12 protein-coding genes are annotated in these 14,188 nt (G+C 53.5%); 6 read left to right on the top strand and 6 right to left on the bottom strand.

The window, feature by feature from the left end:
- Positions 1–71: 71 nt before the first annotated feature.
- Positions 72–251 (bottom strand): hypothetical protein, encoded by a 180-nt coding sequence (locus tag NNL35_RS24195; protein WP_111157119.1) that lies wholly within the window; start codon positions 249–251, stop codon positions 72–74.
- A 51-nt stretch (positions 252–302) separates the two neighbouring features.
- Positions 303–536 (bottom strand): hypothetical protein, encoded by a 234-nt coding sequence (locus NNL35_RS24190; protein ID WP_111157118.1) that lies wholly within the window; start codon positions 534–536, stop codon positions 303–305.
- 156 nt (positions 537–692) lie between these two features.
- On the opposite strand from NNL35_RS24190, the gene NNL35_RS24185 reads away from it, so the two are divergent.
- Positions 693–938: a cold shock domain-containing protein gene (locus tag NNL35_RS24185; RefSeq protein ID WP_172879032.1), complete on the top strand. Its 246-nt coding sequence runs from the start codon at positions 693–695 to the stop codon at positions 936–938.
- Between the two features lie 1,703 nt (positions 939–2,641).
- On the opposite strand, the gene NNL35_RS24180 is transcribed toward NNL35_RS24185, so the two are convergent.
- Positions 2,642–5,788, bottom strand: a complete 3,147-nt coding sequence (locus NNL35_RS24180) for a glycoside hydrolase family 2 TIM barrel-domain containing protein (protein WP_040732203.1) — start codon at positions 5,786–5,788, stop codon at positions 2,642–2,644.
- 165 nt (positions 5,789–5,953) lie between these two features.
- Between NNL35_RS24180 and NNL35_RS24175 the strand changes: the two genes are divergently transcribed.
- Positions 5,954–6,838, top strand: coding sequence for a helix-turn-helix transcriptional regulator (locus tag NNL35_RS24175; RefSeq protein ID WP_006678057.1), 885 nt, complete (start codon positions 5,954–5,956; stop codon positions 6,836–6,838).
- 141 nt (positions 6,839–6,979) lie between these two features.
- On the opposite strand, the gene NNL35_RS24170 is transcribed toward NNL35_RS24175, so the two are convergent.
- On the bottom strand, positions 6,980–7,630 hold the full coding sequence (locus NNL35_RS24170; protein ID WP_006678056.1) for a nitroreductase family protein: 651 nt from the start codon (positions 7,628–7,630) through the stop codon (positions 6,980–6,982).
- A gap of 345 nt (positions 7,631–7,975) precedes the next feature.
- Entirely contained in the window at positions 7,976–9,169 is a 1,194-nt protein-coding gene (locus NNL35_RS24165; protein ID WP_006678055.1) for an MFS transporter, read from the bottom strand.
- Positions 9,170–9,348: 179 nt separating this feature from the next.
- Here NNL35_RS24165 and NNL35_RS24160 point away from each other — a divergent pair, with 179 nt between their 5' ends.
- From NNL35_RS24160 to pfkA, 3 genes are all read left to right on the top strand, one after another.
- Positions 9,349–9,666 carry a hypothetical protein gene (locus NNL35_RS24160; protein WP_006678054.1) on the top strand — a complete coding sequence of 106 codons (318 nt, stop codon included), beginning with the start codon at positions 9,349–9,351 and terminating at the stop codon, positions 9,664–9,666.
- Positions 9,667–9,827: 161 nt separating this feature from the next.
- Entirely contained in the window at positions 9,828–10,865 is a 1,038-nt protein-coding gene (locus NNL35_RS24155; protein ID WP_006678053.1) for a tetraprenyl-beta-curcumene synthase family protein, read from the top strand.
- A gap of 11 nt (positions 10,866–10,876) precedes the next feature.
- On the top strand, positions 10,877–11,848 hold the full coding sequence (gene pfkA / locus NNL35_RS24150; protein ID WP_040732198.1) for a 6-phosphofructokinase: 972 nt from the start codon (positions 10,877–10,879) through the stop codon (positions 11,846–11,848).
- Between the two features lie 89 nt (positions 11,849–11,937).
- Here pfkA and NNL35_RS30460 read toward each other — a convergent pair whose 3' ends face one another.
- Positions 11,938–12,315, bottom strand: coding sequence for a DUF3899 domain-containing protein (locus NNL35_RS30460; protein WP_274380415.1), 378 nt, complete (start codon positions 12,313–12,315; stop codon positions 11,938–11,940).
- Between the two features lie 393 nt (positions 12,316–12,708).
- Between NNL35_RS30460 and NNL35_RS24140 the strand changes: the two genes are divergently transcribed.
- Positions 12,709–14,091 carry a radical SAM/SPASM domain-containing protein gene (locus tag NNL35_RS24140; RefSeq protein WP_006678051.1) on the top strand — a complete coding sequence of 461 codons (1,383 nt, stop codon included), beginning with the start codon at positions 12,709–12,711 and terminating at the stop codon, positions 14,089–14,091.
- The last annotated feature ends 97 nt before the right edge of the window (positions 14,092–14,188 follow it).

Raw genomic sequence — 14,188 nt, 5'->3', positions numbered from 1 at the left:
TTGATGAACATACTTCCATAGTATGGCCGGCAGGGGGAGAGTCTAACACGTTCTTCCGGATACCGCTGGGTCTATGTGCCGGCGGTCCAGAAGGAATAGACAATCAGGAAAAAGGCAAAGACGAGGAACAGGAGCGCCGCGATAGCCATCGGGCGGCGAAGGGCAGGCGGCACACTATCCTTTTTCCATACAAGTATCGCTCCGAGCGAGAATGCCAAAATGATGAAAATGATATTGGTAGACGAATTCATAAGCGACCTGCCTTCATCGAACTAATATTATGCCGTGGAGGCGAAGCAAGCCTAGACTTGCTTGAACGCATCCATAATGCTCTGCCACTCTTCTTCCTTGCCTGCGTAGTCTTCCTTCGGGAAACGCTGCTCTGCCCACTGCATCAGTGCCGGGCGGCTAAGGAAGTTGTGACACTCTTCTCCCCATTGATCCGATATCTCGCGCAATACGATATGACGGCCTTGCACTTCGACCGTCATCATGTTCCATTTGTCATGCTTGTAGATGACATGCTTCTTCATCATAATGAAAACCTCATTTCTGCGGTGCCGGGACAGGGCTTGCATTCAGCGCCTGCCTTCGTGTCGCATCCTTGTAAGGATCATGATAACCCAGGCCGCGAGCGAAAATCAAATTGAATTGGCAAAAAAAAGTTGCGTTCCACATACACCTCCAGTATAATGACATTATTCACCTGTAAGGGTGGATTATGTGAGGAGGTTTTGAATTTGAAAGGTACTGTAAAATGGTTCAACGCAGAAAAAGGCTACGGATTCATTCAAGTGGAAAACGGTGACGATGTATTCGTCCACTACTCCGCAATCCAAGGCGATGGATTCAAAAGCTTGGATGAAGGCCAAGCGGTAGAATTCGAAATTTCCGAAGGAAACCGTGGTCCACAAGCTGCTAATGTCATTAAATTATAATGAAATGCCCGCGACGGGCCCTTCATTTATAAATAGTGTACAATAGCACGACCCAACAGCCCTGACCTCACGGTCAGGGTTGTTTTTTCTGATCGGGTTGATGAGCAGGGAAGGCAGTGGAGCAGCTGGTCAGATGCTCCTGCGGGATATGATGCTTGTGCAATCCTTATGCTCAATATCCCCGTCGGTCAGGGAAGCCTTCGTAGTTTCTTATGGTCAATATCCCCGTCGGTCAGGGAAGTCTCCGTAAATCCTTATGCTCGATATCCCCGTCGGTCAGGGAAGCCTCCGCAATTCCTTATGCTCAATATCCCCGTCGGTCAGGGAAGCCTCCGTAATTCCGTATGCTCAATATCCCTGTCGGTCAGGGAGCCTCCGTAATTCCTTATGCTCAATATCCCCGTCGGTCAGGGAAGTCTCCGTAAATCCTTATGCTCGATATCCCCGTCGGTCAGGGAAGCCTTCGTAATTCCTTATGCTCGATATCCCGTCGGTCATGGAAGCCTCCGTAACTCCTTATGCTCAATATCCCAGTTGGTCAGGGAAACCTCCGTAACTTCTTATGCTCAATATCCCAGTCGGTCAGGGAAACCTCCGTTACTCCTTACGCTCAATATCCCCGTCGGTCAGGGAAGCCTCCGTAATTCCGTATGCTCAATATCCCTGTCGGTCAGGGAGCCTCCGTAATTCCTTATGCTCAATATCCCCGTCGGTCAGGGAAGTCTCCGTAAATCCTTATGCTCGATATCCCCGTCGGTCAGGGAAGCCTTCGTAATTCCTTATGCTCGATATCCCGTCGGTCATGGAAGCCTCCGTAACTCCTTATGCTCAATATCCCAGTTGGTCAGGGAAACCTCCGTAACTTCTTATGCTCAATATCCCAGTCGGTCAGGGAAACCTCCGTTACTCCTTACGCTCAATATCCCCGTCGGTCAGGGAAGCCTTCGTAATTCCTTATGCTCAATATCCCCGTCAGTCAGGGAAGTCTCCGTAAGTCCTTATGCTTAATATCCCCGTCGGTCAGGGAAGTCTCCGTAACTTCTTATGTTCAATATCCCCGTCGGTCAGGGAAGTCTCCGCAATTCCTTATGGTCAATATCCCACTCGGTCAGGGAAACCTCCATTACTCCTTACGCTCAATATCCCCGTCGGTCATGGAAGTCTCCGTAAATCCTTATGCTCGATATCCCCGTCAGTCAGGGGTCTCCGTAATTCCTTATGCTAAATATCCCCGTCGGTCAGGGAAGCCTTCGTAATTCCTTATGCTAAATATCCCCATCGGTCAGGGAAGCCTTCGTAATTCCTTATGGTCAATATCCCCGTCGGTCAGGGAAGTCTCCGTTATTCCTTACGCTCAATATTCCCATCGTTCATGATTCCGGTGTAGTCACGGGGATATCGTTCATAAGGAGCGTGGAAGTAAGGCTACAAGTTGATCTATTGCGTTGTAGGGATACGGAATGTAAGACCGTGACTCTGTGGCTTTTTCGTTCTCCTGCGCGACGGGGATAATGGTCATAAGGACTCGGAGCTATGAGTTCATCAGTAGCATCTTGCATCCTTACTATGAGCTGGGGGCAGGAGAAACAGGAGGCGGATATTCATCGCCTAAGAACTTAGCTAGCCGATGAATACAGCTGCGGCTGTGCCTCTGCGGAAAAAGAGGAACGGAGCTGCGGATAGCGGCCCCGTTCCTATGTTAATTATTCCGCGTCCTGAAGGGAAGCGACCCGGCGGGCAAGCGCATCGGGCGCGATCGCGTCCCGGCTGAATGGGACGAGCGTGACGGTGAAGGCGATGTCGTCCACGCGAAGTTCATGCTGGGGCAGCGCCTTCGGTCCGCAGCTGTTGCTGCCGAGGCCATGTTGGGCTTTATCCAGATGGACGATAATATCTTCCCGCGGCGTCAGATCCGCGTGATGCGGCGCGCGCTCCAGGTCGGCGATCGTGTAGCGATGGGCGCTGAAATCGAATGTGCCGTCGCTTAGCGCCAGCAGGCCGAATCCACGGCGGTTCGTCCAAGCCGCCCAGCGTGTGTCGGTCCGGTTGCCGTTCTCCTGCGGCTTCTCATAGGCGGTCATCAGATCGCTTACGCTTGCTTCGTACCAGCCGTGGCCCGCCGCTTGTTTGCTGTCTGCGTAGCTCTCTCCCGGCCCGCGACCGTACCAGGCGCAGTGATCGAAGGTGCCCGGAAGCGACAGTTCATAACCGAACCGTGGCATCACCTGCGGATGGTTCCCCTCCGGCGTGCTGTGAACATGCAAGGTGACGGTTCCGTCCTGCCGGATCGTCCATTCATGCCGGCAGCGAAGTCCCCAAGACAAGGCCGGCGCGCCGAGGCGAGTGCGGCGGATAATGCGAACCACTCCATCGCCGGCTCGGGATGCGTCGAGTTGAACTTCGTCCACCCGCTCATCCATCTGATGGAGACCGAAGGAGCGCCACTCTTGAACATTGTACATATCGTTGTCAATGACGGCCCGCCACAATTGCAGCTGCGGACCGGATGTCAGCAGATCCGAGCCTTCGGCCTGCCAGGCGAGAAGAGCGCCGCTGCGACGATCGATGTCGAGGCGGAAGCTGCGTCCCGTCAAGATATAGGCCTCTTCCTCCTCCCGCACGCCGATTGGGGCTGAAGCACGATTCGGACGGACATGCGAGGACATCTCCGCCGAAGCTGGCGGCAGGAATACGGCCGGATCAAGTGGGAAATGGGCCCAGGCTACCTCATGGCCCGCTTCCGCCCATGCCGTGCTGGCCGGCATCTGGAAGGACAGCTTCAGCCATACGTCCTGCCCGATCAGGGAAGGGGCGATCTCATGCACTGCCGGGCCGATGCGCCAGGCCCAGGCCGCTTTGCGGCGTGGAGCGATGTCCGGCACGGGGAAGCTGCCGCTGGCGGCGATGCGTCCGCCGACCACAACGGTGTAGAATCCTTGCAGGACATTCAACGGCAGGAAGTCAAAACGGTTCTCCACTTCGAATTGTCCGGAAGCGGCATCGATGGCAGTTACTTTTACGGGCTCGATCGCCTTTTTGTATTCGTGCAGCGCGGGCCATGGTTGACGGTTGCCGTCGATAAGCCCGTTCAGGCAGAAGTTGCCGTCGTGAATCCGTTCCCCGAACTCTCCGCCGTAAGCCATCTCCTGCTGACCGTCCTCCCTGGTCCGGCGGATGCCCTGATCGACCCAATCCCAGACGAAGGCCCCCTGCAGCTTCGGGTAACGGTAGAACAGTTCGACGTAGTCCTCGAACGCGCCCGGACCGTTGCCCATCGCATGGGCGAATTCGCACAGGATGAACGGGCGCGGATCGTCAATCTCCTCCACTTCCTGAACGGAGGTGTACATATGGGAATGAATATCCACGCCGAGCGTATCGTCCCAGTCGCCCTCGTAATGGAGCGGACGGGTAGGATCATAGCTGCGAGCCCATTCCGCCATCGCGCCATGATTCGGCCCATAGCCCGATTCATTGCCTAGCGACCACATGACGATGCTCGCGAAGTTTTTGTCCCGCATGACCATCCGCTCCATCCGATCAACATAAGCTGCGGTCCAGGCCGGGTCCTTGCTAAGGCGGGACCAGTCTCCCGCGGGCTGGAATCCGTGCGTCTCCAGGTCGGCCTCATCAATGACGTACAGGCCGTACTCATCGCACAGCTCGTAGAAGCGGGGATCGTTCGGGTAATGCGACGTGCGTACCGCATTTACGTTGAAGCGCTTCATCAACTTGACATCTTCGATCATCGTGGCGAGCGGCACGGCCCGTCCCAAGTCAGGATGGAATTCATGACGGTTGACGCCCTTGAACATGACCGCCCGGCCGTTCACGCGCAGATTGCCGCCCTCCAGCTTCACTTCGCGGATGCCGACGCGGTGAGCGACGCTCTGCATCACTTCGCCCTGGGCGTTCTTCAGCTCCAGCATCAAATGGTACAGGTGAGGCGTCTCGGCGCTCCACAGCTTCGGTTCCGTCACGTCGAGCGCTGCGCTTAGCGATCGTGTCTCTCCCGCGGAGAGCATCCCAATGTCGACGGCAACCCCCTCAGCCGCCGGCCGCAAGGAGCGATCCAGCAGGGTAACGGACAGGGTGCCGCCAGCAGTGGAACCGCCTGCGTTGCGAAGGAGCGTCTGCACATCCACCCGAGCTTGCTTACCGGAGTCGACCAGCGTTGTGCGCACGGTTATGTCCCACAGATGCATTTCCGGGAAGGCCAGCAAATAGACGTCCCGAAAAATCCCGCTCAGCCACCACATATCCTGATCCTCGAGATAGGTGCCGTCGCTCCACTGGTACACCTGCACGGCGATCAGGTTCGGTCCGCTGCGGACATGGTCGGTAATATCGAACTCGGCGGGCATTCGGCTTACTTGGCTGTAGCCGATAAGGACGCCGTTCACCCAGACATGATAGGCGCTGTCCACCCCTTCGAAGCGGAGCACAATTCTCCGCCCGGACCAGGATTCATCGATCCAGAACGTGCGGCGGTAAGAGCCAGTCGGATTCTGGCCGGGAACATGCGGCGGATCGACAGGGAACGGATACAGTATGTTGGTATAGGCGGGAGCGCCATATCCTTCCATTTGCCAATTCGACGGCACGGGAATGCGCTCCCACGCCGCGTCATCATAGTCCGGTTGCTCGAACTCCTTCGGTGCTTGCTCCGGCGAAGGCGCGTAATGGAACTTCCACTCCCCGTTCAGCAGCTGGAAGAAGGGCGATAGCCCTCTCTCATAGGTCAGCGCCTCGTCTGCCTGGGCATGCGGGATGAAGTAAGCTCTCGAATCCAGCCGGTTCAGATGAAGCTTGGTCGGATCTTGCCAGATGGGCAGTGTCAAGGAAATCATCCTCTCGTTCGTTATCGGGAAACATGAATGAAAATAATGACACAATATGAAGCTGTTCTCTATCTATGATAGGACCGTGATCCGTTGCATTTCAATCTAACGATTTTATAATGGATATAATAATATGAAAGAATTCGATATTTTTATGACAAGGAGGGGGGCCGATTGGACAGCATCCATTTCCCCATTCTGACAGACGAAGAGCGCCTGCTTCCTCTGGTCGTAACCACGGTAGGAAGCTGGACGAACCAACTGGAGACGATCCGCCCGCACGGTTACCCGGACTATCAGTGGCTGCAATGCACGAGCGGAAGGGGCATGTTCCAATGGGAAGGCGGCGGCCCAGCAGTGGAGATTGCTCCGGGCCAGGGCGTGCTTCTGTACCCGGATGTGCCGCATGTATATCGGCCGCTGGAGGAGCCGTGGGGCATCTATTGGCTCGGTTATCACGGAGCGCTGGCTCAAGAGCTGACCTCGATGGTGCATGTTCACCAATCGGCCGCCATGACGGTCGGTGAACCGGAGCAGACGCTGGCGCTCATTCGGCGAGCGATATCTTGGCTGGACCGGGCGAGCGGCGGTCATGGACCCCGCTTGTCCGCACTGGCTTATGAGCTGATGATGGCATGGTCCGAATGCGGCCGGCATGACAGGGGCTTGCATCGCAAGTCAGGCGCGCAACCGCTGGCCCCGCTGCTCGAGTGGATTCACGAGCATTATCAGGAGGATGTCTCCCTGCAGCAGATGGCGGATAGGCTGCAGGTATCCCCGCAATACGTCTGCACGCTGTTCCGCCGCACCTTCGGCCTGCGGCCGCTCCAATATGTGAACAGGCTTCGCATCCGGAAGTCGAAGCAGCTCCTGATCAGCTGCCCGGACATGGCCGTCGCCCATGTGGGCAAGGAGGCAGGGTTCCGGCATGCAAGCTATTTCATCCAGCGCTTCAAGCAGCAGGAGCATATGACGCCGGTCCAGTTCCGCCAAATGTACGGGCGTCTGCCTTACAAGCCGGATGAGCAGGAACGGATGCTGCTGCCGGATTCGATGTAACGTTATGGGCTGGGCCGCAAAGAAAAACAGACGCGGAGTCCGGTTGGGGAGGAAAACATAAAGACAAGCCCCTCGGCCCATTCGTCTGAACGGGGGCCGGAGGAGCTTGTCTGTATAGAGGGCTGGAACCATCACGTGGGTTTATTCGATAATGCGGAGAATCTCTTCGACAGGCTTGCGTGGAAGCTTGGCCGGCGTATCGGCGGCATAGCCAAGCGAAAGCACCATATTGACCTGCCGGTCCGGCGGAATGTCAAGCAGCGACTTGATCGCATCGGCGGCGAGCAGCACGGGCCCGGTCATCGGGCAGGTCGCCAATCCGCGTGCATGGGCGGCCAGCATCAGATTTTGCAGCGCGAGACAGCTGCTCTTAATGCCCTCTTCCTCCCATACGGCTTCCGGCACGAATTGAATCGGATCGAAGATCCGATCGCGGAACTTGGACGTATAAGGTGTCGCCAATCCAATGATCAGGACGGGCGCGTCGGAGAAGGCGGTGGCATAGGGGCCGAACGATTTGACGAGCAGGCGCGCTTCCTTGGTTAGACCCCGCTTTTCCGCTTCGGCCGCCTTGGCGTGCAGCGCGTCCCAGGTCATCTGCTCGATCTGCCGAATCCGTTCCCGGTTCATGACTGCAATGAATTCCCACGTCTGTGAATTCGTGTCGCTTGGCGCATACCGCGCGCAGTCGATGAGTTCCTTCACGTCTTCGACGGCGACGGGTTGCTCCGTGAAGCGGCGAACGCTCCGGCGGCTGTGAATGACTTCCTTCACGGTATCATATAACGTCATCGTATCATTTCTCCTTCGCTATATAAGAGGTTGTTCAAAAAGTCCGTCTCTGATTTGGCCTGCACTGCTCCTTGCAAGTTGTGCGATGTGTATCATTTAGTACCACGTACTAAGACCTGATAATATTATACGGGCCGCTATGTCCGATTGCAACGGTTTCCGCCGTGATGACCGGAGTGACGACGAACCCAGCGCGTCCTGGCGGCGTCGCCTTTCAATGCTGCGGTCTCAGGACGGGGCCCTCACTTAAGGCTTGACATGGCCTCGGTGGCGACACCTCCCAATGACTTGCTGCATCCTGGTGCCGATGGTCTGCACGGCGTAATTCCGCTATCTTGCCGCAAATTATCGGCGGCGCCTTGGCCATCGCGTCCCGGTCTCGGCATAGCGGGAATGAACGGCCATTGCGAGGAAGCCCGCGCAGGCGGCGACGGCGAATGCCGCCCCGACATGGAAGACCATGTCCTTGCCATTCGCTTCGAGCAGCATGCCTCCGAACGTGCCGCTCAGCAGACCGGCGATGCTCGACCATACGATCGTATAGAGTGCGAGTCCTGTGGAACGGTATTCTTCGGGTATAACCCGGCTGATGTAACGGACGGCGACAAAATAAAAAATACCGAAGGACACGCTATGCATCAGCTGCGTCGCCACGATGGCGCCGGGTGCCTGCAGATTGGCCACGAGCAGCAGCCGGATCGCATAGGTCAAGCCGGAGAAAGCGAGCAGCGGGAGCTCCTTGAAGCGATCGCCGAAAGCGTTCAGCAGGAAGAAGATCGGTATCTCGCTTACGGCCGACAGCATCCAGGCCCAGCCGACGAGCGACTCGTCCGCGCCGAGTCCGGTCAGCGTCACTCCAAGGAAGGCCTCATTCAATCGGTGCGCGATGGCGAGCAGCAGCACGAACAGGAAGAACAACAGCACCTCGCGCTGTCTGAGCACCGCCCACAGCCCGGAGAACTCCATTTTTTTCATCGATGCTCGCTTGTCCGTCAGGAAGAAGGCAATGCCGAGCGACAAGACTCCGATGAATACGAGCACCCATACGGTATAGATGGCGCCTGTCGCGCGCAGCACCATGCCGAACAGCAGGGCGGCGACGGCGAATCCGATCGAGCCGAACACCCGGATGCCGATGAAGCTTTTGCCCTGAGCTTGCGCCGTCACGATAGAGAAGCTGTCGTTTAGGGGAAATATCGGGAAATAAAAGAAATAGAACAGAATAAGAACCGGGACAACCGCCCCGAAGGAAGCGAATTGACTAAGAATAAGCGACAGGATGATTTGGGCGCACAGCAGCAGAATCAGAACTTTTTTCAATGTGCCGAGCCGATCGCTGGTTAAGCCCCAGAACAGATTGGACACGATGGAGATAAGCGGTCCGATGGAGTAGAGCAATCCAATCTGAACGCTTGTAAACCCGAGTGCCTGATAATAAAGCGGCAAATAGGATACGACGACGGATGACGCCATAAAGATGGAAAAGGTAAAGGCACGCAGCCAATGGGCGTCACGGTTCTTCACAATCGGTTGCGACATGTTGGTTCCCCCCGTGAAGTCAAGCATTGCATCAATCAAAGCATGCTATAGTATATCATGCTTTTACGGGATGCGGGGCGAGATTCGCGACAGATGACATTTACTTTCCAGGCCCGTAATGGTACAGTAACTGCAAAAGTCGCTTTTGCACAGGAAGCGGGAGGAGAGAGGTCGCGGGAATGAATCGGTATCGCTTCGAGCGGGATGAGCGGCTTGGCATTGAGCTCCCGGTGCTGCTCGTGCCCTGGGATTCGTTAAGTTTCGCGGAACAGGCCGAGGTCATCGCGCGTTGGGAAGACATCCGAAGCTGCATTCCGGAGCGTGTGAAGCAGCTCGAGGGCCGCATTATCGCCTTGCAGTACGAACTGAATGAGGAAGAACGGTTTGAAGCATCCTGCCGTCTGAACTGGGACATTGCGGAACTGGCCAGCATCATCAACGATCTTCATCTGTGGTTCCGCGTGCAGCAGGATACTGTGGCCAAAAGCCATCTGTAGTCAAAAAGGCGCAGGAATGTTTGTGCAAAGAGTCACTTCGTAATATAATAGTTTTGGCTAAAATGAGTGCATCCACTGGTGGAGGACTGGAGAACGGGAGGTTATTCTTGGACCATCACAAGCTTAGCCGTTCAGTGGCTCCAAGAGGGCCGTTGCGGCTCATGCGCCGCGTATATAAATACATACTGCCGGGGGTACGTTCCGAACTGGATACCTGGCGGGCGCGGGCAGAGAATATTCCGAACGAAGAACTGCGCAGACAGGCCTTGGCCAGCATCGCCACGAAGCAGTTTCACTGTCAAGGAGGCGCGGTATACGCTGCCATCCGGCCGGAGACGCGTGGTATCATGATTCCGTTGATTGTAGCTTTTCAGACGATAAGCGATTATTTGGATAATCTGTGCGACCGCAGCACCTCGCTGGATCCGGATGATTTCCGGCTTCTGCACCAATCGATGCTGGATGCAGTCCAGCCCGAGCGCCCGCTTGCAGACTATTACGCCCTGAGGGAAGACAAGAACGATGGCGGGTATTTGCGGGGACTGGTGGAGAAGTGCCGGACCTGTATCGCTCAGCTTCCCGGCTACGAAGCCGCCCGCACGGATATCGTCTGGCTCGTCGGGTTGTATACCGATCTTCAGGTGTACAAGCATATCGATCCGGCGAAGCGGGAAGAAGCGCTGCTCGCCTGGTGGCGGGACTATGAGGCCAAGTTCCCGGAATTGACGTGGAATGAGTTCGCCGCTGCGACGGGCTCAACCCTCGGCGTGTTCCAACTGTTCGCCGCTTCTATGGACGGCGGGCTAACGAGGGAGGATGCCGGGCTCATCCGGGAAGCTTATTTTCCATATGTATGCGGACTTCACATTCTGCTCGATTATTTGATTGATCAGGAGGAAGACCGGGTGGGCGGAGACTTGAATTTCTGCCATTACTACCCGAACCAATCTACGGTCGTGAACCGGATTGGCCATATCGCGGAAGCGGCGAAGGAGCAGGTGAAGAAGCTGCCGGAGGAACGGTTCCACCGGATGATTATCGAAGGGCTTCTGGCGTTGTATCTGTCCGATCCAAAAGTACGAGACCAAGCTGAGGTGCAGGACGTATGCCGGCGATTGATGCGGAATAGTCCGTTGATGCGGTTGTTCTTCTGGGTCAACAGTCGCTGGATACGTAAACATACGCATAAGGAGAACTAGGAGGAAACAACATGTCTGATGTCAAAAAAATTGCTATCCTGACGAGCGGGGGAGACTCCCAAGGTATGAACGCGGCGATTCGCGCAGTGGTGCGGGCAGCCTTATTCAATGGAATCGAGGTGTTCGGCATTCAGCGCGGCTATCAAGGCCTCCTTAATCAGGATATCCGTCCGATGGATCTGCGCAGCGTCGGAGATATTATCCAGCGGGGCGGCACGATTCTGCAATCGGCACGCTGTCAGGAGTTCCGTACGGAGGAAGGCCAGCGCAAGGGCGCGGACATTCTGCGCGCGCAGGGCATCGACGGCTTGATCGTCATCGGCGGCGACGGCTCCTATCAAGGCGCGAACAAGCTCAGCAAGCTGGGAATCAAGACGATGGGCCTTCCAGGAACGATTGATAATGACATCTCGTATACCGACTATACGATCGGCTTCGATACGGCGGTCAGCATCGTGGTCGATGCGGTGAACAAGCTGCGCGACACGATGAGCTCCCATGAGCGTTCCTCTGTCGTCGAAGTTATGGGCCGCCACTGCGGCGACATCGCGTTGTATGCCGGTGTGGCCAGCGGCGCGGAATCCATTCTGGTGCCGGAAGTGCCGTTCGATATCGATGAAGTGGCCCAGCGGATGAAGCATAACTTCGAAGCAGGCAAGCGCCACAGCATCGTCATTGTCGCTGAAGGGGTAGGACGCGGCGAAGATGTGGCTCAAGGCATCATCGAGCGCTGCCCGACGGTCGAGCCTCGCGTTACGGTGCTCGGACATATCCAGCGCGGCGGAACGCCGACCGCTTTCGACCGGATTCTGGCGAGCCGTCTTGGCGACTTCGCGGTCCGCAAGCTGATGGAGGGCGACTCCGGCAAGGGATGCGGCATGATCCGGGGCGAACTGGTCGCAACCGATATTGACAAGGTCGTCAACACCAAAAAAGAATTCAATATGGAGCTGTACGAGCTGGCAACCCGCCTGTCCCAATAAGGGAAGGGATTGGATATCCGCCATTCAAGCTCTCGCATAAAAATCCGGCTGACTGCAACCGATGCGGTCGGCCGGATTTTGTTATTGTGCTACATGGAAGCGTATGCAAGCGCGAGTGAACAGAGCAGCAACGGAATCGCGAACAGATAAAACATCCGGTTCGGCCATGGGCCGCTGCCGATCCGGGCGGCATGTTCATGCAGCTTCGGCTTGGACATTGACTCTCCGCCTGCGGCATCGATGCGATTGGCCGCGTCTTCGGCTTGTCTTTTACGCTGGAGATGGTAACTCAAAGATTTGAAAAATCCGATATTTCGGACATGGCAAAACAAAGCGATACATAAATAGACGAGCCCGATGATGAAAAAGGAATTCGAGAGATTGACGAGAGTCGGGACATGAGAGTTAAGGACCAGGTAAATTGCTGTAAGTAGAGCAGTAATAAGCGATAAGCGTTTCAGTGCCAAAACGGCTCCTTTCCCGGCGCAAGCCGTCAGCTTCGTTAGAACGCATTTCTGGATGATGAGAGCTTGAGCACGATTCCGGTTGTGTTCGTTTTCTACGTAGGAACAGGATTTCCTTCTTTTTTAACAAAGATTTAATAATTACTTACTTAACCATTGATAGAATATATTACAAAAAAATAAAGAATATTTAGTGTATATTGACTACTAACCATATTAGGATTATTTTAGAAATCGAAGGAGGTGAGAAGATATGGAAGAATTGTTTGCGATGAGTAATAAAGATGGAAAAATTATTCTTAATGTGGTCTGTTTCTGAATAGTCTTTTTTTAGGGTGAAAGCGATTACAGGGAGGGTACCCTTCCTGTAATCTCATAAGTTTTGGAGGTGTTAATTTGGTTATAGGGGATTCTATTACTGTAAATAAAAGTTTAGTCAAGCCTTCGCGTTTCAATGTACTTGCTGAAGAAAAGGACATGCTCAGATTATATAATTCGTATCGTGGGACAATCACTATTTTTTATGGTAAGCAAGCGGAGCGTGTGAAGGAATTACTGAGAATAAAATCAATCGATCTGTCACAGGATGAAAATAACAACTCCGAAATGATATCTTTTTTATATCAAAAAGGATATTTTGTACGTGAGGATGTGAATGAGTTTCAATTGGCTACAGCACAAAAGTATAATTTGTTGTCTTTTAACCGGACTCTTCAACTTATCTTGATGCCAAACGAGGACTGTAATTTTCGTTGTATCTATTGTTATGAGGATTTTGTTAAGTCGGAAATGAAGGAATCTGTACAGAAGGGCATCCTCAAGTATTTGGAGAAAACGTTAGGTAGGTATAATAGTCTGGTTATAAACTGGTTTGGTGGGGAACCACTGAAATCCTTTAATGTAATAGAAAAGATGTCTCCAGAAATAATAGAAATTTGTAAGAAAAACAATGTTCTTTATCGAGCGGGCATTACGACTAATGGATATTTACTTGATAAAGAGAAATTTGACCAATTAATTAAATTTGAAATAAAATCATTCCAAATAACGCTTGACGGAACCGCTGAAACCCATAATCGTTACCGGGTTGGAAGGTTTGGAGAAAAAACATTTGATACTATTATGTCTAATGTTATGCAAATGCAGCAAAGCTCGGAGAATTTTCATGTTGTTATTCGCTCTAATGTCAATCACGAAGTAGCCACAACGATGAATGAGTATATTTCAATGATTGGAGATCTTTTTGCAGATGATCCACGCTTTGACCTACATTTTTCACCTATTGGAAACCTAGAAAAAGAACAGAACTCCGATATCCATTTATGCGATAGTAAAGAATTATTTCCTTTTTATTATAAAGCAAGGGAAAAGGGATTCAGTTTCGATCATTATAAGCAATATTTACAACCGGGTGGCTCTGAATGCTATGCTTCCAATCCTTCTTCTCTAGTTATCGGCTCAGATGGAATGATCTATAAATGTACTGTTGCTTTTAATAACCCTTATAACCATGTAGGCGACATATTAGAAAACGGTGACGTAGTAATCGATCAAGAGAAATGGAGTTTGTGGACTACAGGCGGCGTTAATGAAGACCCGGCATGCACCAAATGTTTCTTTAGGCCGTCTTGCCAAGGCAACGCCTGTCCGCTGAAACGTATCGAATCCGGAATAACTCCATGCCCTCCAATAAAAAAGAATGTGAAAAAATATATGAAACTTGTTAATGGAGATTATTCAGTCCATGCATCAACATGCAAAAGTAAGGTCAAAGCCTGACCTGCCTAATAAGACCAACGAGATTCAGCGAAGTAGTGAACAGCGGAACGAACAGAGACTAGCTCGTTCATTTCCTTTGTAGTTGAGTATGATATTT

This window comes from Paenibacillus dendritiformis (assembly GCF_945605565.1).
GTDB classification, from domain to species: Bacteria; Bacillota; Bacilli; order Paenibacillales; family Paenibacillaceae; genus Paenibacillus_B; species Paenibacillus_B dendritiformis_A.
The sequence above is the reverse complement of the archived record's forward strand: the minus strand, read 5'-3'. Positions and strand labels throughout refer to the sequence as shown.